16 protein-coding genes are annotated in these 17,649 nt (G+C 56.5%); 10 read left to right on the plus strand and 6 right to left on the minus strand.

Annotated elements, in window-relative coordinates; genetic code table 11:
- Positions 1-39: 39 nt before the first annotated feature.
- The 5 genes from FDP08_RS10445 to FDP08_RS10465 all read left to right on the plus strand — a co-directional run bounded on the left by FDP08_RS10445 (position 40) and on the right by FDP08_RS10465 (position 5,783).
- Positions 40-1,116: a TRAP transporter substrate-binding protein gene (locus FDP08_RS10445; RefSeq protein ID WP_137436103.1), complete on the plus strand. Its 1,077-nt coding sequence runs from the start codon at positions 40-42 to the stop codon at positions 1,114-1,116.
- Positions 1,117-1,216: 100 nt separating this feature from the next.
- Positions 1,217-1,762 carry a TRAP transporter small permease subunit gene (locus FDP08_RS10450; protein ID WP_137436104.1) on the plus strand — a complete coding sequence of 182 codons (546 nt, stop codon included), beginning with the start codon at positions 1,217-1,219 and terminating at the stop codon, positions 1,760-1,762.
- Complete coding sequence (locus FDP08_RS10455) at positions 1,759-3,054, plus strand: TRAP transporter large permease (protein ID WP_137436105.1); 1,296 nt, start codon at positions 1,759-1,761, stop codon at positions 3,052-3,054. The genes FDP08_RS10450 and FDP08_RS10455 overlap by 4 nt, the downstream gene beginning before the upstream one ends.
- Before the next feature lie 276 nt (positions 3,055-3,330).
- A complete protein-coding gene (locus FDP08_RS10460; RefSeq protein WP_137436106.1) occupies positions 3,331-4,653 on the plus strand; it encodes a class I SAM-dependent methyltransferase in 1,323 nt (440 codons plus the stop codon).
- Positions 4,653-5,783 (plus strand): NAD(P)/FAD-dependent oxidoreductase, encoded by a 1,131-nt coding sequence (locus tag FDP08_RS10465; protein ID WP_137436107.1) that lies wholly within the window; start codon positions 4,653-4,655, stop codon positions 5,781-5,783. Before FDP08_RS10460 ends, FDP08_RS10465 begins: the two co-directional genes overlap by 1 nt.
- Positions 5,784-5,861: 78 nt before the next feature.
- Here the strand turns inward: FDP08_RS10465 and FDP08_RS10470 are convergent, their stop codons facing one another.
- On the minus strand, positions 5,862-6,335 hold the full coding sequence (locus tag FDP08_RS10470) for a Dps family protein (RefSeq protein ID WP_137436108.1): 474 nt from the start codon (positions 6,333-6,335) through the stop codon (positions 5,862-5,864).
- Between the two features lie 223 nt (positions 6,336-6,558).
- Between FDP08_RS10470 and FDP08_RS10475 the strand changes: the two genes are divergently transcribed.
- The gene (locus FDP08_RS10475) at positions 6,559-6,834 is read left to right on the plus strand and encodes a DUF2061 domain-containing protein (RefSeq protein ID WP_137436109.1); all 276 of its coding nucleotides are present in this window, start codon (positions 6,559-6,561) and stop codon (positions 6,832-6,834) included.
- 18 nt (positions 6,835-6,852) lie between these two features.
- Here the strand turns inward: FDP08_RS10475 and FDP08_RS10480 are convergent, their stop codons facing one another.
- The gene (locus FDP08_RS10480) at positions 6,853-8,295 is read right to left on the minus strand and encodes a dihydrolipoyl dehydrogenase (RefSeq protein ID WP_137436110.1); all 1,443 of its coding nucleotides are present in this window, start codon (positions 8,293-8,295) and stop codon (positions 6,853-6,855) included.
- A gap of 174 nt (positions 8,296-8,469) precedes the next feature.
- Here FDP08_RS10480 and FDP08_RS10485 point away from each other — a divergent pair, with 174 nt between their 5' ends.
- Entirely contained in the window at positions 8,470-9,135 is a 666-nt protein-coding gene (locus tag FDP08_RS10485; RefSeq protein ID WP_137436111.1) for a LysE family translocator, read from the plus strand.
- Positions 9,136-9,283: 148 nt separating this feature from the next.
- On the opposite strand, the gene FDP08_RS10490 is transcribed toward FDP08_RS10485, so the two are convergent.
- Together FDP08_RS10490 and FDP08_RS10495 are read right to left on the minus strand one after the other, a co-directional pair.
- Positions 9,284-10,342 carry a 3-deoxy-7-phosphoheptulonate synthase gene (locus FDP08_RS10490; protein ID WP_137436112.1) on the minus strand — a complete coding sequence of 353 codons (1,059 nt, stop codon included), beginning with the start codon at positions 10,340-10,342 and terminating at the stop codon, positions 9,284-9,286.
- A gap of 132 nt (positions 10,343-10,474) precedes the next feature.
- Positions 10,475-10,711 carry a hypothetical protein gene (locus FDP08_RS10495; RefSeq protein WP_137436113.1) on the minus strand — a complete coding sequence of 79 codons (237 nt, stop codon included), beginning with the start codon at positions 10,709-10,711 and terminating at the stop codon, positions 10,475-10,477.
- Here FDP08_RS10495 and FDP08_RS10500 point away from each other — a divergent pair.
- Complete coding sequence (locus tag FDP08_RS10500) at positions 10,704-11,501, plus strand: type II and III secretion system protein (RefSeq protein WP_137436114.1); 798 nt, start codon at positions 10,704-10,706, stop codon at positions 11,499-11,501. The two genes, FDP08_RS10495 and FDP08_RS10500, sit on opposite strands and share 8 nt — an antisense overlap.
- Before the next feature lie 6 nt (positions 11,502-11,507).
- On the opposite strand, the gene FDP08_RS10505 is transcribed toward FDP08_RS10500, so the two are convergent.
- Positions 11,508-12,017, minus strand: a complete 510-nt coding sequence (locus FDP08_RS10505) for a DnaJ domain-containing protein (RefSeq protein ID WP_137436115.1) — start codon at positions 12,015-12,017, stop codon at positions 11,508-11,510.
- Between the two features lie 322 nt (positions 12,018-12,339).
- On the opposite strand from FDP08_RS10505, the gene FDP08_RS10510 reads away from it, so the two are divergent.
- On the plus strand, positions 12,340-13,443 hold the full coding sequence (locus tag FDP08_RS10510) for an efflux RND transporter periplasmic adaptor subunit (RefSeq protein ID WP_137436116.1): 1,104 nt from the start codon (positions 12,340-12,342) through the stop codon (positions 13,441-13,443).
- Entirely contained in the window at positions 13,443-16,538 is a 3,096-nt protein-coding gene (locus FDP08_RS10515; RefSeq protein WP_137436117.1) for an efflux RND transporter permease subunit, read from the plus strand. The genes FDP08_RS10510 and FDP08_RS10515 overlap by 1 nt, the downstream gene beginning before the upstream one ends.
- 58 nt (positions 16,539-16,596) lie before the next feature.
- Here the strand turns inward: FDP08_RS10515 and FDP08_RS10520 are convergent, their stop codons facing one another.
- Positions 16,597-17,565, minus strand: coding sequence for a helix-turn-helix transcriptional regulator (locus tag FDP08_RS10520; RefSeq protein WP_137436118.1), 969 nt, complete (start codon positions 17,563-17,565; stop codon positions 16,597-16,599).
- Positions 17,566-17,649: the final 84 nt, after the last annotated feature.

The following is a 17,649-nucleotide window of genomic DNA, read 5'->3' on the forward strand; positions in this document are numbered from 1 at the left end:
GCTCTCAACACAACAATGACAAAAGAGGCTAGAAGAGCAATGAAGATCCGTTCTGTTCTATCCGCGGCTGTGCTGGCTGTGGCAACTACCGTTGCTTCCACACAAGCCCTCGCTCAAGAGACCTTTACGCTGCGCCTGGCAGAGACCTGGGGCCCGAATTTTCCGATATTTGGTGACACCACCAAAAACTTTGCCGAGCGCGTCGAGAAAATGTCCGACGGACGGCTCAAGGTTCGCATTGATTCTGCCAACAAGCACAAAGCCCCTCTGGGTGTGTTTGATATGGTCAAGGCCGGCCAGTATGACATGGGGCATTCGGCGTCTTATTACTGGAAAGGCAAAGTACCCAACACCCTGTTTTTCACCAGCATGCCCTTCGGCATGAACGCCATGGAACAATACGCCTGGTTCTACCACGGTGGTGGCATGGAACTGATGCAGGAGGTTTATGAACCTCACAATATGCTGTCGTTCCCGGGCGGCAACACCGGCGTTCAGATGGGTGGCTGGTTCCGTAAGGAAATCAATTCGCTGGAAGATCTGGAAGGCCTGAAAATGCGCATTCCCGGCTTCGCTGGCGAAGTCTTCGCGGAAGTCGGCGTCAATCCGACCAATATTCCCCCCGGTGAGCTCTACACCTCGCTGGAGCGCAACACCATTGATGCGGTGGAATGGGTAGGTCCGGCGCTGGATCTGCGCCTTGGTTTCCAACAGATCGCTGATTACTACTACACCGGTTGGCATGAGCCTGCTACGGAACTGCAATTCCTGGTCAACAAGAAAGTCTGGGATGAACTCCCGGCGGACTTGCAGGAAATCATGCGCATAGCCATGCGCACGGCCTCCTACGACATGCTGGTCCACTCCCAGCACGCCAACGCGGAAGCATGGGACACCATTCAGGAAGATTACCCGAACGTACAGATCAAGCAATTCCCACAGGAAATCTTCCAGGCGATGTACGAAGCTAACGAGAAGCTGCTTGAGGAAGCCGCCAGTGCAGACGAGCAGGCGGCAAGAATCGTGAAGTCCCAGGAAGAATATCTCGAGAAGAGCCGTGCCTATACCAACATTTCAGAGCGCGCCTACCTGAACACGATGGCAGAAGTCGAGTAAGATATAGGCTGAAACGGGGCCGGGATCGCTCTTCAGGTGGTCCCGGTTTTGTCGTTTATAGTAACTGAAAATCACCAGCTCATCTGGTGGAGGGCAATCAATGCGTTGGATTATCAAGGTGGACCACGGCCTGGCGTGGCTGTCCATTTTTTGTGGCTGGGTGGCCTGTGTCGCCATGATACTGATGGCTGGTAACGTCTTTTATGATGTCGTGGCCCGCTACGTTTTTAACGAAGTTTCTATCGGTATGCAGGAAATGGAGTGGCACCTGTATTCGGTGGTGTTCCTGCTTGGTATTCCCTACGCACTGCGCACGGACGGCCACGTTCGGGTCGACGTTTTCTACACTCGCTGGAGCGACAAGACCAAGGCCTGGGTCAATATCGTCGGGGCGGTCCTCTTTGTCATACCCTTCTCCTACCTCATCTGGTATTACGGCTATGATTTCGCCGTTGAGTCTTACAGTATGGGCGAGGGCAGTGGCGACCCAGGCGGCCTCCCCCATCGCTGGATCATCAAGAGCGTGATTCCGATTTCCGCCGTCTTTACGGCAATAGCTGGGCTCAACATGATAACCCACGCCATCCGTGTGCTTTCGGGTGAGAAGACTTACGAACCCAAGCATGGCGCGGAGGGTCTCGCATGATCGGCATGATTATGTTCGTAGCCGCCCTCTTCCTGCTGATGCTGGGGTTCCCGGTTGCCTTTACGTTTGGTGGTGTAGCCCTGTTTTTCGGGGTGTTTGCCCAAGGCATGGACCTGTTCGCCTTCATGCCCTATCGCATCATGAGCGTTATGCAGAACACGGTGTTGATGGCGGTGCCCCTGTTTATTTTCATGGGTGTTGTACTGCAGCGCACAAGGCTGGCCGAACAACTACTGACCTCCATGGGCCGCCTCTTTGGCGGGCTGCCCGGCGGGCTGGCAATCTCAACCATTCTCGTCGGTGCCCTGCTCGCGGCATCAACAGGCGTGGTTGGTGCCAGTGTTGTTGCCATGGGCCTGATCTCACTGCCGGTCATGCTGGCCCACGATTACGACAAGCGGCTTGCTACAGGCACCATCTGCGCAGCCGGCACTCTGGGCCAGATTGTTCCGCCTTCGATCATCCTGATCATTCTTGGTGATGTTCTGGGGTTACCGGTGGGAGACCTGTTCAAGGCCGCCGTTATTCCTGGCGTGGTTCTGGTAGGCCTCTACATTTTCTATATTCTGGTGCTGACCCGCTTCCAGCCGCAAATGGCACCCGCCATGCCGGATGACAGCGGCCTGTCCCGAAAGAAAGAGATTTTCGCGGCACTGCTGGCGATTATTCCGCCCCTGGCATTGATTGTTGTCGTCCTTGGCTCCATCTTCGCCGGCATAGCCACACCGACGGAATCTTCCGCGCTTGGCGGTATCGGTGCCATCGTGCTAGCGATTATCTACCGCCAGTTCTCATTCAAGATGGTGTGGGATGCATCGAAGGATACTGTCAAGGTCACCGCCATGGTGTTCGCCATTCTGGTGGGTGCAACCGCGTTCTCCATGGTCTTCAGCTACACCGGTGGCGATTACCTGCTGGAAGAATGGCTGCTGCAGCTTCCAGGCGAGAAGTGGGGCTTCATCATCCTGGCCATGCTGGTCATTCTGGTGCTGGGTTTCTTCATCGATTTTGTGGAAATCTCGTTCATCATCGTGCCGATCCTGGCCCCAGTGGCGGAAGCCATGGGCATTAACATGCTCTGGTTCGCTATTCTGATTGCCATGAACCTGCAAACCAGCTTCCTGACACCGCCGTTCGGGTTCAGTCTGTTCTATCTCAAAGGGGTGTCGCCTGCCGGGGTACGAACCATTGATATCTACAAGGGGGTGTTGCCGTTCATCCTGATGCAGGTGCTGGTTCTGGCGATGATCGTCATCTTCCCCGAATGGTTTGGTATGAGCGCCTCTTACTGACAATGACGCCTGCCGAACCACACCAATAGCAATAGAAGTCAGCGCACCGGGGCATCCCAGCTCCGGTGCGTATCGTCTTTACGCCCTCCTATTGGCACCATAGCCGCCTTCAATTTCCACTGGATATGACAAACTGCGCTTGTTTTCTATACTGAAGGGGGAACAGGCGATTCTCAGTTGTGTTATCGGGACACGCCCTGGCGCTGAATCACTGTCGACCGGCTCAAGTCGACTTCAATACGTGATTAACCAGCTGGAAAAGGGAGGCAAGGATCCATGAATGAAAGCACCGCGCGGAAAGCGACTGATGCCACGGATGATCATCAGGAGCACAAACCCCATGTTCTGACGCTGCCACTGGAAGACCAGCAGGCAGACAGAGCACCCCACAGCTACGAACGCTGGCTGATTGCCAAACTGCTGCGCATGACAGGTTCACCGCCGGTGCGTTTTCAATTATGGAATGATGAGTTGATTGAGCCCGAGAAGGGGCATGCGCGCTTCACCCTCAGGCTCTCCGACCCCAAGGCTTTATACGCTCTGGTCACCAATCCCAACCTCGCTTTTGGGGACCTGTACGCCGCCGGAAGACTGCAGGTGAATGGTGATCTGACGGAACTGATGGAGGCGCTTTATCGTGCCGTCCATCAGGCCAGACAGCAGTGGCCAAAATGGCTGGAAGCCCTGTGGCGCAATCACAACCCTCGCTCAACCGGGGTCTCGGAGGCCAAGGAAAATATTCACCACCACTACGATCTCGGCAACGAGTTCTACCGGCTCTGGCTGGATCAGGCAGAGATGCAGTACACCTGTGCTTATTACGAAAGGCAGGATCTGACCCTGGAACAGGCCCAACTGGCTAAACTGGAACACGTATGCCGCAAATTGCGCCTGAAGCCCGGCATGACCGTGGTGGAGGCCGGTTGCGGCTGGGGCGGCCTGGCCCGCTATATGGCCCGCAACTACGGTGTAAACGTACATTCCTACAATATCTCGAAAGAACAGCTCACCTATGCCCGTGAAGAGGCGAAGCGCCAGCAGCTGGACCATCTGATTGATTACGTCGAGGACGACTACCGCAATATCAGTGGGCAGTACGATGCCTTCGTCTCCATTGGTATGCTCGAGCATGTGGGCAAGGAAAACTATCAGGCACTTTCAGAACTCATCCGTCGATCCCTCAAGCCCGGCGGCCTGGCGCTGCTGCACAGCATTGGCCGCAATCGCCCCATGTTGATGAATGCCTGGATCGAAAAACGCATTTTCCCGGGCGCTTATCCCCCCAGCATCTCCGAGTTCATGGGCATCTGTGAGCACGGTGGCTTCTCGGTGCTGGATGTCGAGAACCTGAGGCTGCATTACGCCCAGACACTGACTCACTGGATGGAACGCTTCCAGAACAATATGGACACGGTAACGGACATGTACGACGAACATTTTGCCCGTGCCTGGGAAATGTACCTCGCCGGATCCACAGCTGCGTTCCGCGCCGGAGCATTGCAACTGTTCCAGGTCGTCTTCACCCACGGCGAGAACAATGAGCTGCCCCAGACCCGACAGGATATCTACACCTTCCCCGCCGCCCCGGAGGCCCGGTGATGGAGTATTACGACCTGATCATCGTTGGCGCCGGACCGGCCGGATCAACACTGGCCCACGCACTCACGGACAGTGGCAAGAGAGTCCTTATCATCGACAAACAGGACTTCCCCAGGGATAAGACCTGTGCCGGCTGGGTTACGCCGGCGGTCATGCGAAGTCTGGAAATCGATCCGGGCGAGTATGGATCCCGGCACACCCTGCAACCCATTCGGCAATTCCGTATCGGCATGATGGGGCAACCCGCGGTGGTCAATGATCATGGCGAGGTTGTCAGCTACGGTATCCGTCGTTGCGAGTTTGATGCCTATCTTCTGGACCGGGTAACCGCACCGAAACAACTGAAAACTCCGGTCAAGTCCATTGTTCGCACAGACGGTAACTGGGTGGTCAACGATACCTGGGAAGCGCCACTGATCGTGGGGGCGGGAGGCCATTTCTGCCCGGTCGCCAGGTTGCTCGGCGATGGCCCCGGCAGCCATGAGACCGTGGTGGCCGCCAAGGAAGTGGAGTTCGAAATGACGCCGGAGCAGGCGGAAGTCTGTGAGGCCCGTGGCGACACCCCTGAACTCTGGTTCTGCCGCGACCTGAAAGGGTATGCCTGGGTGTTCCGTAAAGGCAACTACCTCAACATTGGCCTTGGCAGAGAGGATAATCACAAGCTCAGCGAACACCTGAATGCCTTTGTGGAGGAAATGAAATCAGAAGGACGCATACCCTCCGACCTGCCCGGCCGATTCAAGGGCCACGCCTATCTCCTATACGCCCACGCGGAGAGACCCCTGGCAGACGATGGTCTGTTGCTGATCGGGGATTCCGCTGGCCTGGCCTATACCCAGAGTGGCGAAGGCATTCGTCCCGCCATCGAGTCCGCACTGATTGCAGCAGACATTATCCGGGGCCGGGAGGACTATTCCGCCCAGTCACTGCAGTCCTACGGTGAAGCGATTGCGCACCGTTTCGGCAACCGGGCGGTATCCCGGGATCAGGGCTGGCAGGTGCCGGACTGGGTCAAAATGCCGCTGGCCAGCACCCTGATGCGATCCCACTGGTTTACCCGCAAAGTGGTCACCGAGAAATGGTTTCTCCATCAGCAGGTGCCACCGCTTGAATCAGTGGCCGATGACTGACCTGCCACAAAAAATGGCGACCAGCTGGTCGCCATCTGGTCGCCATTTTTTTGGGGGGGGGTTACTGGCGCACCGGGCTTACTGGCCCAGATAGCTGCGATACATCCAGACGGTTTTTTCCTGCTGCGAGATGTAGTCGCTCATCAGCGCCACAGTACCTTCGTCATCCGCTTCGCCAGCCAGGTGGAGCAACTCGCGCTGCTTACCAATCAACTTGGCAAAACTCTCAACTATATTCCCTACTGCATCCTTACCATCGGCGACGTCCTTGCGCTCCGGCACTTCCGATTTCTCGATGTAAGTGCTGTAAGCGTGCGCCGGGCGATGGCCCAGAGTCAGTACCCGCTCTGCAATTTCATCAATTTTCAGTAGCAGGTCGTCGTACAGCTCCTCGAACTTGGCGTGAAGCTCAAAGAAGTTGTCACCCTTGATGTTCCAGTGATAGCCGCGCACGTTCATATAGAAGATCTGGTAGTTGGAAAGCAGATCGTTCAGTGAATTCGCCAATTGTTGGGTCTTCTCGGTATCCAGACCAATAAAGTTCTTGCTCATAACGTGTCTCCTTGACAGCTATCCGAATGATTCACCTAGCACACTAACGGAATGTGCTCGATAGATAAAGTTTAGTTATTTAATGATTCTCATAGCTCGAAGCAATTACTTCAACCGCACATCATTAGCGTCACGCTATAGAAATTGTTCAAACAATTAATTTAACAATGATTATCACTTGCTATTGAATGGATCTAAAGTCACTGAGCAGGCAGAGCCGATCATGAGTACGTTGAAGGTGTTTGTTCATAATCACGGAGCCAAGGGTGACAACTCCGTGCTGAAAACCATCACGTTTGCGATAACCCACTTCACCGTTGCGTTTACCGTCGCCTACCTCGTGACCGGCGACCTGTTCATAGGAAGCCTGATCGCCATGGTGGAGCCAGCCATCAATACGGTTGCCTACTTCTTCCATGAGAAGATATGGGCCCGTAAGCAACTGATTGCAAGGGATGCGGCCAACAATTCACCAGGGCCGGTTGCCAGGAGTTTTTGACTCAGAGGCCTTGTGGCGTTAGCCGCCCGGGCCACAATCCAGGCATTGCTCAACCGGTTGCGGGCCAATATCAAGGTTACGGTTAAGATCCCGCAGGGCGGTACGGAGTCCCTCTTCAATGACCGGGTGGTAAAACGGCATATCAAGCATTTCACTCACGGTCATGCGATTCTGTGCGGCCCAGGCCAACAGGTGGCCTATATGCTCAGCGGCAGGCCCGAACATCTCTGCGCCAAGAAACAATCCGCTACCGCGCTCGCCGTATAGATGCAGCAAACCTTTATTGGCACCAATGACCCGACTACGCCCCTGCCCTTCAAACGACACCTCACCAACGGCATAACTCCCTTTGCAGCGCTCGTCGACTTCCTTGAGAGTCATACCGACCGTGGCGATCTGCGGGTCGGTAAACACAATCCCCAGCGGTACCCGTCGCAATCCTGCCCGCACGTCGGGATAACGGCCGGCGTTGTCGCCTGCAATGCGCCCCTCGTCGGCAGCCTCGTGCAGCAATGGAGCGTCGTTATTGGCATCGCCGGCAATAAATATGTGGCTGTCACTGCATTGGAGCGTGTAATGGTCAAACAGGGGAGCGCCCCGGTCATCCTGGGCAATATCGGCATTCTGGATATCCAGCCCATCCACATTCGGGCGCCGGCCCGTAGCCGCCAGCAGGTAATCAAAGGTTTCCGTCACGTCACCGCGATCAGCATCGGTAAACCGGATGCTGACACCTTCGCCTGTCCTCTCCACTGAGTTCACTTTGGAATCTGCATCCAGAGGAAATTCTTCATTGAACGACTTGAGCGCATACTCCCGAATGGCGTCTTCCTGGAGCGGACCGACACCACCGCTAACGCCAAACATGCGAACCCGCACTCCCAGCCGGCTGAGCGCCTGCCCCAGTTCCAGACCAATAATGCCGGGGCCAAACACCGCCACCGAACCTGGCAGATCTTCCCACTCAAACACATCGTCATTAACGATCAGGCGATCCTTGGCGTCCTTGAGAAAACCGGGGATATTCGGCCGCGACCCCGTGGCGATAACCACCCGCCCGGCCTCTATTTCCAGGTTATCGCCGACAATGATCCGGTGTGGTGACAGGAACCGGGCGTGGCCACGGACGCGATGAGCTTCCGGGAAATCTTCAACCGCTTCCAATACGAAGTCCACGAAACGATCCCGCTCCTTGCGCACCCTGTCCATCACCGCCTTGCCGTCGATACGGACATCACCAGGATGAACGCCAAACACGGGAGCCTTCTTCAGGTGGTTGGCACTGTCTGCAGCCGCAATCAGCAGCTTGCTCGGCATGCAACCGACCCTGGCACAGGTTGTCCCATAGGGGCCCCCTTCAATCATTACAAGATTATCCGTGTGCTTGCGGGCGGCACGATAGGCGCCCATGCCGGCCGTGCCTGCTCCAATAATCGCGACATCTACCTTACGCTTGTCCACGTCAACAACTCCTGGCCCGTCGGAATGTTTCAATTGCTTGCCTGAGTATAGAGAGGAATTCCGGGAATGGTTCAGATCCGGATCAAAGCATTGGTTGCATCCTGCACAGGACTTTTCAATCCCGGCCTTCTAGACTGACATCCTGCCCCGAAATTCCCCGTGGAGACAACACACATGCACAACTACTGGCCGGAGTTCATTACCGTTGCTATCGTCCACTTCCTCGCCGTCGCCAGCCCCGGTCCGGACTTCGCCGTAATGCTCCGCCAGGCCCTGTGCCAGAGCCGCCGCAACGCCCTGCTGACTGCCTTTGGCATCGGCACCGGCATACTCATTCATGTGGGTTATTCTCTGCTGGGTATCGGCCTGATCATCCAGCAATCCCTGGTGCTGTTCAGTATTCTCAAGGTAGTCGGTGCCCTGTATCTCACCTGGATCGCAATCCAATGCCTGCGCTCAAAAGCCGGGGCCGTTCATGTGGAGACCGCAAATGGAGGGCAACAAACCGGGCTGGCGGCCTATCGACTGGGTTTTCTGACGAACACCCTCAATCCCAAGGCGACACTTTTCTTCGTTTCGCTCTTTTCGGTGATTATCAGCCCCGGCACACCGATTGCCATCCAGTCTGCCTACGGCATCTACATGGCTGTCGCGACAGGTTTGTGGTTCATGGCGGTAGCAGTGTTTTTCACGCTGCCACAGATCCGCAAGGGCTTTAATCGCTTCGGGTACTGGCTCGACCGCTTGATGGGAGGCGTATTGCTGTTGCTTGCAGGACAGCTGCTGTTCTCTACTGTATCAGGGGATGGGAGCGTGCCTGTCAACCCCGGTCAGGACTGAGGGCCGGTTGCCGGAGTCGGGCGGGTAGCATTGGTCAGGACATGCCCACGAGCACGTCCATGTGGGGCTCGATCGCGCCATCCCTGGCGCTCAACGGTCCTGACCAATGCTACCCACCCGACTCACCGGAACTGGGTAATCTTGCCGGCTACAGCGACCTGAGTAATTCTTCCGTCTGCTTCCAACTAATGCAGGGATCGGTCAGGGAGCAGCCGTAGAGCAAATCGTCGCTGTCATTCTGTCGCCCTTCTTCAAGAAAACTTTCCAACATCAAGCCAACGATATTTTGGTTGCCAGACTGTTTCTGGGCGATCACTTCCCTGGCAATCTCCAGTTGTCGCACCGATTGCTTCTGGGCATTGTCATGGCTGCAATCGACCATCAATGAAGCAGAAACTCCAGCACCCGTTAGAGATTCAATTGCTGCACGGATACTTTCGGTATCGTAATTGGTTATGCCCCGCCCGCCGCGCAGTACCAGATGAGTGTCGGGATTACCATCAGTCGTGATCATGGCCGGGGAGCCATTGCTGCCCACGCCAAACCGGTGATGAGGATGTGCGGCTGATTTCATGGCGTTGATGGCCACGCCGATACTGCCGTCGGTGCCATTCTTGAAACCTGTCGGCATGGGTAGACCGCTGACCAGTTCGCGGTGGACCTGGGACTCTGTGGTGCGGGCGCCAATGGCGGTCCAGCTGACGAGGTCGCCAAGGTAGTCCATGGCAAACGGGCTGAGGGCTTCCGTTGCCAGGGGCAGGCCCATGTCTGACAAATTAAGAAGCAGGCGGCGGGAACGCAGCAGGCCTTCGTTAAGGTCACCGGTACCGGTGCGTTCGGGATCGTAGAGCAGGCCTTTCCAGCCAACGGTGGTGCGGGGTTTTTCGAGGTAGGCACGCATTATAATCAGGAAACGGTCACTGACATCGTCCGCCAGCTTTTTCAGCTTTTCGCCATACTCCAGTGCGGCCACTTCATCGTGTATGGAGCAGGGCCCGATAACCACCAGCGTTCTTGGGTCCTCACCGTGCAACACTCGGCGTATGGCCTCCCTATGCTGGTCTATCTGCGCCTGCACCTTGGCGGATAGCGGCAGGCTGGCGCGAAGTTCCGCCGGCGTCGGCAGCAGAACCTCCCCGCTTGTGCCCTCCACCCGGGGTGGCCGGCCCGCTTCGTTCACTGTCTCGATATTCAGCGACATGTTCATGGTCAGTGTTCCCGTTTCCCTGTGTCAGAATCAAAAAAGCCCCGGCTGGGCTACCAGTCGGGGCTTTTTGAGTCCGGTGGCAGCCTGGGTTTTTGCCGGGCTGCCTTCCTCGTTATTCGGTCGATGAAGATCTTATGGGCGGCCCCGGCTCTGGCTAAAATAAAAGCCATAACCAAACCACCAGAAAAACACAGCAGCGACCGCAGCCATCGGTTTATCGCCGAAAGCTTGCAGAACATTCAATTGACAGGTCGTGTGTGTCGTCTTCATGCTTTCCAATATATATCCCCGGATTCCGGCTTTGCAACCCGTAAATCCGGTTTTTACGGAATTTCCGGTCAAACCTGTCGCGGAGTTTTCAATGCCCATTCACATTGCCCGGCCCGTTTCGACGCATTTTGCGCTACTGATGGCGCTATTATTCCTGTTTTTTTCAGGAACCATCGCTGCGACACCCGAAGCCCGTACCTATGAGATGAGCCAACGCCTGGCTGAGGATGTTGCCCGGCAAATTCGCGAACTCTACCCCGATGGCCAGATTTCCATCACCGCCCGTGGACAGCAGATGGTGGTGCGGGGCGAGCCTTCGGTACTCGATGAGATCGGCATGCTGGTGGAAACCATGGACGTCGCACCGGTGCAGATGCGTATTACGGTTCGCTCCCGCAACAGCGTCGACAGTAAAAGTGGCGGTGTGGGAGTATCAGGCGACAATAACCGGGTGAACATCCAGGCTGAACGCAAGGTCACTACCACGCGACGCAATCAGGAGCGCACTCTGGTGGTTCAGGATGGCCAGTCAGCCCACATCACCTCCGGGCAGGTTAGAACCGTGCCGATTGCCATTAGAGGCGGCCGAAACCCGGCAGCGTTTCTTGATCAGGTGGAAACCCGGAGCGGTTTCCTGGTGAGCCCCCAGGTTATTTCCGACCAGGCCATCGAGCTGAATATCGTCTCGTACGAGGAAGACCCGGACAGCGACATGCCAGGCTATGAAACCGAAGCGCTGATGACCATCCGCAGGGTAGAACCGGGCGAGTGGGTAGAGCTTGGCAGCACCCGCGAGCGAAGGGTTGGCAAACAGTCCGGGATCATCTACCAGACCAGTGGCAACAGCCGGCAGAACCAGACGTTTGAAGTGAGAGTGGAGCTATTCTGAGATTGATCAGGCCTGGCCTTTGAGCAATACCGCCTTGGCTTCATTGATTTTCGCGGCCAGGTAATCGTTACCACCCCGGTCAGGATGCAGTTTTTGAATCAGCCGCCGATGTGCCTGAATGATCTCCTCGCGGGCACAACCCGGCGTGACACCCAACACCTCGCACGCTTCCTTGAGCGACATGTTACCGGAGCTGGTCTGAGCCTGGTTATGCCCACTGGCACTCTCCTTATCACCCTGGCTGTCTCCACCCCGGTCCTGACCAAAAACGCGGCCGACCATGGGCGCAAACCTGAGTAATGCGGGCAGCTTTCTCAGTAAGGGCAACAAGGCAGCAACGGCGGCGGTCAGCACATGAACCCGGCCTGTCAGCACCATAAACAGAAGCAGGGCACCGCCGGCAACGAGTACAATCTTCCAGGTCGCCGCTTTTTTCTTTTCAGGGGTCAAAGCCCCCCACTGTTTCAGTACAATGAATGCGCCAGCGGTCAGAGCAATACCAAGAATCCAGTGCATTCGATCATCCTTATTGGCACTCGGGTCGTAATTCTGTCATCGGCGAACGACAATATTACCGGAAAAGGTGTTCCCGACGTCTATATACAGATGATGCCGGCGCCCCTGAATGGGCGCAGTAATTGTACGCACATTTACTGACAAATCGGTGACAACGCCCCCGACCGTTGTATAGGATGCTATTCTTTACGGTTTGCCCATGTTGTCTCATTGACCACCGTCTTCCAGATCGCCGCACACTTCGGCCCCCAGGAAGGATGGACGAGCCTACGAAACTGACACGATCATCTGCAACAGACAGACGAGACCCAGGATCTGAACTATGCGCACTGCCTCCCGCTTCCTGATTGTAATCATTTTTCTCGGCGTCGTACTTGGCGGCATTTTTGGTTACAAATTCTACCAGTTCGGCCAGATGGAAGAGCAGTTCTCCCAACCGCAACCTCCGGCACAAATATCTGCAACCACCGCAAAAGCCGAAAAATGGACGCCTGAGCTCAAGGCCGTAGGCAGCGTTGAAGCGATTAACGGCATTGAGGTCGCCAACGAAGTACCCGGCATTGTTGAGACTATCAACTTCGAGTCTGGTGATACCGTTAAAAAGGGCGATATTCTGATCCGGCTTGATGCGGCCATCGATGAAGCTGCGCTGCGCACACGCCGGGCCGAGGCCCAGTTGGCCGAGCAGGAATTCAAACGGGTCTCGGACCTGCTGCCGAAACGCGCCGTGTCCCAGTCCCAGTATGATGAAACCAAGGCCAACTTCGATGCCGCCCGGGCCCGCGTCAACGAAGCCGAAGCCCAATTGAGCAAAAAGGTCATTCGCGCGCCTTTCGACGGTAAACTCGGCCTGCGCCTGATTGACCAGGGCGAATACATCGGCACAGGCACACCCATCGTCGAAATCAACATGCTGAATCCGATCTACGTGGATTACACCCTGTCCGAAAAAGAACTGCCAAGAGTTGCCCGTGGTTATGATGTTGTCGCAACAGTCGCTGCCGTTCCGGAAAACACTTTCAAGGGAACTGTCAGCGCCATCAACACCTCGGTCAACCCTGAAACCCGTACCGTTCGCATTCGTGCCACCCTGGAAAATGAGGATAATCTGCTACGTCCCGGCATGTTTGCCACTGTTTCTACCCGGCAGCCGGAAGATCGCGAGGTTATCACTGTGCCTCGCACCGCCATTTCCTATAACACCTACGGCGATTTTGTCTTTGTTGTCGAAGAAAATGACGACGGCGAACTGATCGTTAACCGACGCACGGTACAGACCGGCAATACCCGTGATGCTCGTGTTGCGGTAATCGATGGTCTACGAGAAGGCGAACAGGTGGTCTCCAAGGGCCTGCTGAGATTGCGCGCCGGCCAGCGGGTCGAGGTCCAGGATGATAGCGACAAATCGGCGGAGGCGTCCGAGTAATGCGTTTCACCGATATATTCGTTCACCGCCCCGTTCTTGCCACGGTGGTCAGCCTGCTCATCCTGCTGCTGGGAGCACGGGCGGCCATGGAAATGGAAATACGCCAGTATCCGGAGCTGGAAAGCACCACGGTAACCGTTACCACGGCCTACCCCGGGGCGAGTTCAGACCTGGTCAAAGGATTCATTACCACCCCCCTGCAGCAGGCCATTGCTGAAGCCAGCGGCATTGATTACCTGAGCTCCACCAGCTCCCAGGGCCTGTCCACCATCGAAGCCAAGATGGTGCTGAACTACGACGCCAACGCAGCATTGGCCGAGATTCAAGCCAAGGTTGCCAGCCAGCGCAACGTACTTCCGGAAGACGCACAGGACCCGGTCATCACCTCCACCACCGGTGACTCTACTGCCCTGATGTATATTGCCTTTTACAGCGATGAGCTGAAGGTACCCCAGATCACCGACTACCTCACCCGAGTGGTCCAGCCCAAGCTTCAGGCGCTTTCCGGTGTCGGCAAGGCCGACCTTCTGGGGCGCAAATTTGCTCTGCGGGTCTGGCTTGACCCCGAGCGACTGTCTGCGGTGGACATGACACCCCGTGAAGTCGTGGATGTCCTGCTGCGAAACAACTACCAGGCCGCTGTGGGCAACACCGAAGGCAAGTACACCAAGATCAGCATGACCACCGACACCGATGTGGCCGACCCTGAGCAGTTCAAGGATCTGGTTGTGAAAGAGTCTGAAGGCTCCCTGATCCGTCTGCGTGACATTGCCCGGGTTGAACTGGGCTCGGAAACCTACGACCAGTTGGCGCTCTACAAAGGCCAGCCGGCAACTTACGTGGCCATTGAGCTATCTCCAGGGGCTAACCCTCTGACCGTTGCCAAAAAGGTCAAGGGCGAACTGCCCGGTATTGAGAGCCAGCTTCCGTCCGGCCTGAATGTTCGCCTGGCTTACGACGCTTCGGACTTTATCGACAGCTCCATCCAGGAAGTGATCAAGACCCTGTTAGAGGCAATGGTCATCGTGCTGGTGGTGGTGTTTCTGTGCCTTGGGTCCGTCCGCGCAGCGGTCGTGCCTTCTGTTGCGGTGCCGCTGTCACTGATTGGCGGTGCCTTTGTCATGCTGATGATGGGTTTCTCTCTCAACCTGCTGACGTTACTCTCCTTGGTTCTCGCTATCGGCCTGGTAGTGGACGATGCCATCATCATGGTGGAGAACGTTCATCGCCATATTGAGGAGGGTGAATCCCGTTTCGATGCGGCCATTAATGGTGCACGGGAAATGGCCACACCCATTATCGCCATGACCACCACGCTGGTGGCAGTCTATGCCCCTATCGGGTTTATGGGCGGCCTTGTAGGTTCCCTGTTCACTGAATTCGCATTTACCCTGGCGGGCACGGTTGTCATTTCCGGCATCGTGGCCTTGACGCTGTCCCCCATGCTGTCCGGCAAGATCCTCAAGCCCCATGGTAATCCGGGCCGGTTCGAACAGCTGGTTGAGCGCAGTTTCAATGGGCTGGCCAACGGCTACAAGAGCGCCCTCAGCTCTCTGATGGACACGAAATCAGTGGTTATATTCTTCGCCGTCGTGGTTCTGGGGTCCATTTACTTCATGGTGGCGATGAGCCAGAACGAGCTGGCGCCAACTGAAGACCAGGGCATCCTGTTCTATCAGGGAACCGCGTCACAGACATCTACCCTGGATTACCTTCAGGAACACGGTGACGAAGTGCAGCAGCGGATGTCGACGGTGCCAGGTTACAACGAAGACTTCATGATCCTCGGCATTACCGCACCCAACGCCGTATTCGGCGGCTTCAAGATGAAGCCCTGGGGCGAGCGCGACATCAGCCAGTTCGAGGCCCAGCCGTTGTTGGATCAGGAGCTGAAAAGCGTTACCGGCCTGCAAACGGCGGTATTTCCGCGCCCATCCCTGCCGGGGTCCGGCGGCGGCCTGCCATTCCAGTTCGTCATCACTACCGGTGAGAATTACGAGCGCCTTAACGAGGTTGCCAACGAACTTCAGGGCAAGGCGATGCAGAGCGGGAACTTCATGTTCCTGCAGAAATCCATTGATTTCGATCGCCCTGTCACGCAGGTGAAGGTAGATCGTGACCGGGTGGCGGACCTGGGCCTTTCCATGCAGGAAATCGGCCAGACCATGTCCAGCATGCTGGGCGGCGGTTACATTAACCGTTTCAGTATGCAGGGCCGCTCCTACCAGGTCATTCCCCAGGTAGACCAGCAGTTCCGCATGGATGAGCAGGCTCTGAACGACTACTACATTCGCGCGGACAACGGCGAACTGGTGCCACTGTCCAGTGTCATCAGCTTCGAGAAAACCGTCGAACCCTCTCAGCGGACCCAGTTCAACCAGCAGAACTCGCTCACTCTGGAGGGCGTGATAATGCCGGGCGTGACTGTGGGCGATGCCATGGCATTTATGGAAAATGCCGCCCAGGAAAGTTTCCCTCAGGGGTTCTCTTTCGACTACACCGGTGAGTCACGGCAGTTTGCCAACCAGGGCAGCGCATTGATGGTGACCTTCTTCCTGTCGCTGCTGGTAATCTATCTGGTACTGGCGGCGCAGTTCGAGAGTTGGCGCGATCCGTTCATTATCCTGGTATCGGTCCCCATGTCGGTGGCCGGTGCCATGGCGTTCATCGTGCTTGGCTTTGCCAGCATGAACATCTACACCCAGGTCGGCCTGATCACCCTGATCGGTGTGGTGTCGAAGAACGGTATCCTGATAGTGGAGTTCGCCAACCAGCTTCAAGTGGACAGAGGCCTGAACAAACGCGATGCCGTCATCGAGGCCGCAGCCATCCGCCTGCGCCCCATCATCATGACGTCAGTGGCACTGATCTTTGCCATGGTACCTCTGCTGATTGCCGTCGGCCCCGGGGCCGAGAGCCGGTTTGCCATCGGCCTGACCATCAGCACCGGCCTTGGCATCGGTACCCTGTTCACCATTTTCGTACTGCCGGCGTTTTACATACTGCTGGGCCGTGACCATCACGGCTCCGCCGCCGAGCAGTATTCTGATGACTCCGGTGGGTCAGACGGTGGCAGGCCCGCAACGGCGCACTGACCGCAGCTGCCCAAAGCCCGGCCACGTGCAAGTGCGCCGGGCTTTTTGGCTCTCCGGTTCAGGAAATGGCCAGGGGGTCCTCAGCCTGCTCGCTTTCAACCCTAAGCAAGTTGCGTCTCCATTGAGTGGTTTCGCTGGGCAATTCCCCGAAGTGCTCCCGGTATAGGGCAGCAAACCGGCCAAGATGGGAAAATCCCGCGTCGGCTGCATACCGGGAAATATGCGGCACCGTGCACTGACAGTCCACCAACTGGTACCGTACTCTCGTCAGACGATTGCGCTGGTAGAGCCGGTAGGGTGTTATGCCGGCTTCCCGTTTCATCAGGTAGTAGAGATTGCGTTCACTGACGCCAGCGTGGCTGGCCAATTCCTTCAGATTGAAATCCCAATCCGGATCCCGCCTTATCTGCTCCAGGGCACGAAGTAACCGACGGTCAAGCCCGGAACAATCGCACGTTGGAATTGATTCATCCCGTGAAATCCGGCCCAGCTGACAAAAAAGCTCGCTGGTCATTTGTCTGGCGTGATTGTGGTCCCGAAAGAACAGCGAGCGACGCAGGTAACAGTCGATCAGTTCATGACAGGCCGATATCAGCCTGTCTGCGTCCGGGGTCGCAAGGCTGCCCAAAATGTCTGTTCGCGGCCTCAGGATCATCACCCGGCTGAATTCCGGTAGCCGCAAATGAAAACGGTCTTCAGGACGGGCAACTGTCAGCTTCGCCAGTGGCTGCCAACAGCCACCTTGCCGCGCAATCTCGGCGCCCCCGGCCAGCGGCATCAGAAGAACCGGGGCAGCCGTGCGGCATCCGGTCATATCCATGCCCTGACTGGCATAGATGCAGACAATGAAACCCTGGTCCGACTCAAGGGCGGACAAAGCCCCGACAGGACCACCACCACGGTGTAATCTGCACGCCATGTCCTCACAACCGGAGATTTCCCGGATGGCCGCAAGCCACTCTCCGAGCGACGCCCGGTTGAGTGTCAGATAGGCGTCAAGTTCCAGTAGTGGTGCTGTATGCGGCATAAGGTCCTGAGGAAGTCGATGTTGCCCCCTTATTAAAGCAATCCAGGCTCGACACCTAGCCAGATGTTGCAAAATCTCCCGAAA

Origin of the sequence: Marinobacter panjinensis (assembly GCF_005298175.1) — a bacterium.
Taxonomy (GTDB): Bacteria; Pseudomonadota; Gammaproteobacteria; order Pseudomonadales; family Oleiphilaceae; genus Marinobacter; species Marinobacter panjinensis.

Excerpts from the sequence above, each read along its gene's own strand:
- FDP08_RS10450 (WP_137436104.1), top strand. The coding sequence starts at position 1,217 with ATGCGTTGGATTATCAAGGTGGACCACGGCCTGGCGTGGCTGTCCATT.
- FDP08_RS10470 (WP_137436108.1), bottom strand. The coding sequence starts at position 6,335 with ATGAGCAAGAACTTTATTGGTCTGGATACCGAGAAGACCCAACAATTG.
- FDP08_RS10515 (WP_137436117.1), top strand. The coding sequence starts at position 13,443 with ATGCGTTTCACCGATATATTCGTTCACCGCCCCGTTCTTGCCACGGTG.
- FDP08_RS10475 (WP_137436109.1), top strand. The coding sequence starts at position 6,559 with ATGAGTACGTTGAAGGTGTTTGTTCATAATCACGGAGCCAAGGGTGAC.
- FDP08_RS10460 (WP_137436106.1), top strand. The coding sequence starts at position 3,331 with ATGAATGAAAGCACCGCGCGGAAAGCGACTGATGCCACGGATGATCAT.
- FDP08_RS10510 (WP_137436116.1), top strand. The coding sequence starts at position 12,340 with ATGCGCACTGCCTCCCGCTTCCTGATTGTAATCATTTTTCTCGGCGTC.
- FDP08_RS10495 (WP_137436113.1), bottom strand. The coding sequence starts at position 10,711 with ATGGGCATTGAAAACTCCGCGACAGGTTTGACCGGAAATTCCGTAAAA.
- FDP08_RS10445 (WP_137436103.1), top strand. The coding sequence starts at position 40 with ATGAAGATCCGTTCTGTTCTATCCGCGGCTGTGCTGGCTGTGGCAACT.
- FDP08_RS10490 (WP_137436112.1), bottom strand. The coding sequence starts at position 10,342 with ATGAACATGTCGCTGAATATCGAGACAGTGAACGAAGCGGGCCGGCCA.
- FDP08_RS10500 (WP_137436114.1), top strand. The coding sequence starts at position 10,704 with ATGCCCATTCACATTGCCCGGCCCGTTTCGACGCATTTTGCGCTACTG.
- FDP08_RS10505 (WP_137436115.1), bottom strand. The coding sequence starts at position 12,017 with ATGCACTGGATTCTTGGTATTGCTCTGACCGCTGGCGCATTCATTGTA.
- FDP08_RS10455 (WP_137436105.1), top strand. The coding sequence starts at position 1,759 with ATGATCGGCATGATTATGTTCGTAGCCGCCCTCTTCCTGCTGATGCTG.
- FDP08_RS10465 (WP_137436107.1), top strand. The coding sequence starts at position 4,653 with ATGGAGTATTACGACCTGATCATCGTTGGCGCCGGACCGGCCGGATCA.
- FDP08_RS10485 (WP_137436111.1), top strand. The coding sequence starts at position 8,470 with ATGCACAACTACTGGCCGGAGTTCATTACCGTTGCTATCGTCCACTTC.
- FDP08_RS10520 (WP_137436118.1), bottom strand. The coding sequence starts at position 17,565 with ATGCCGCATACAGCACCACTACTGGAACTTGACGCCTATCTGACACTC.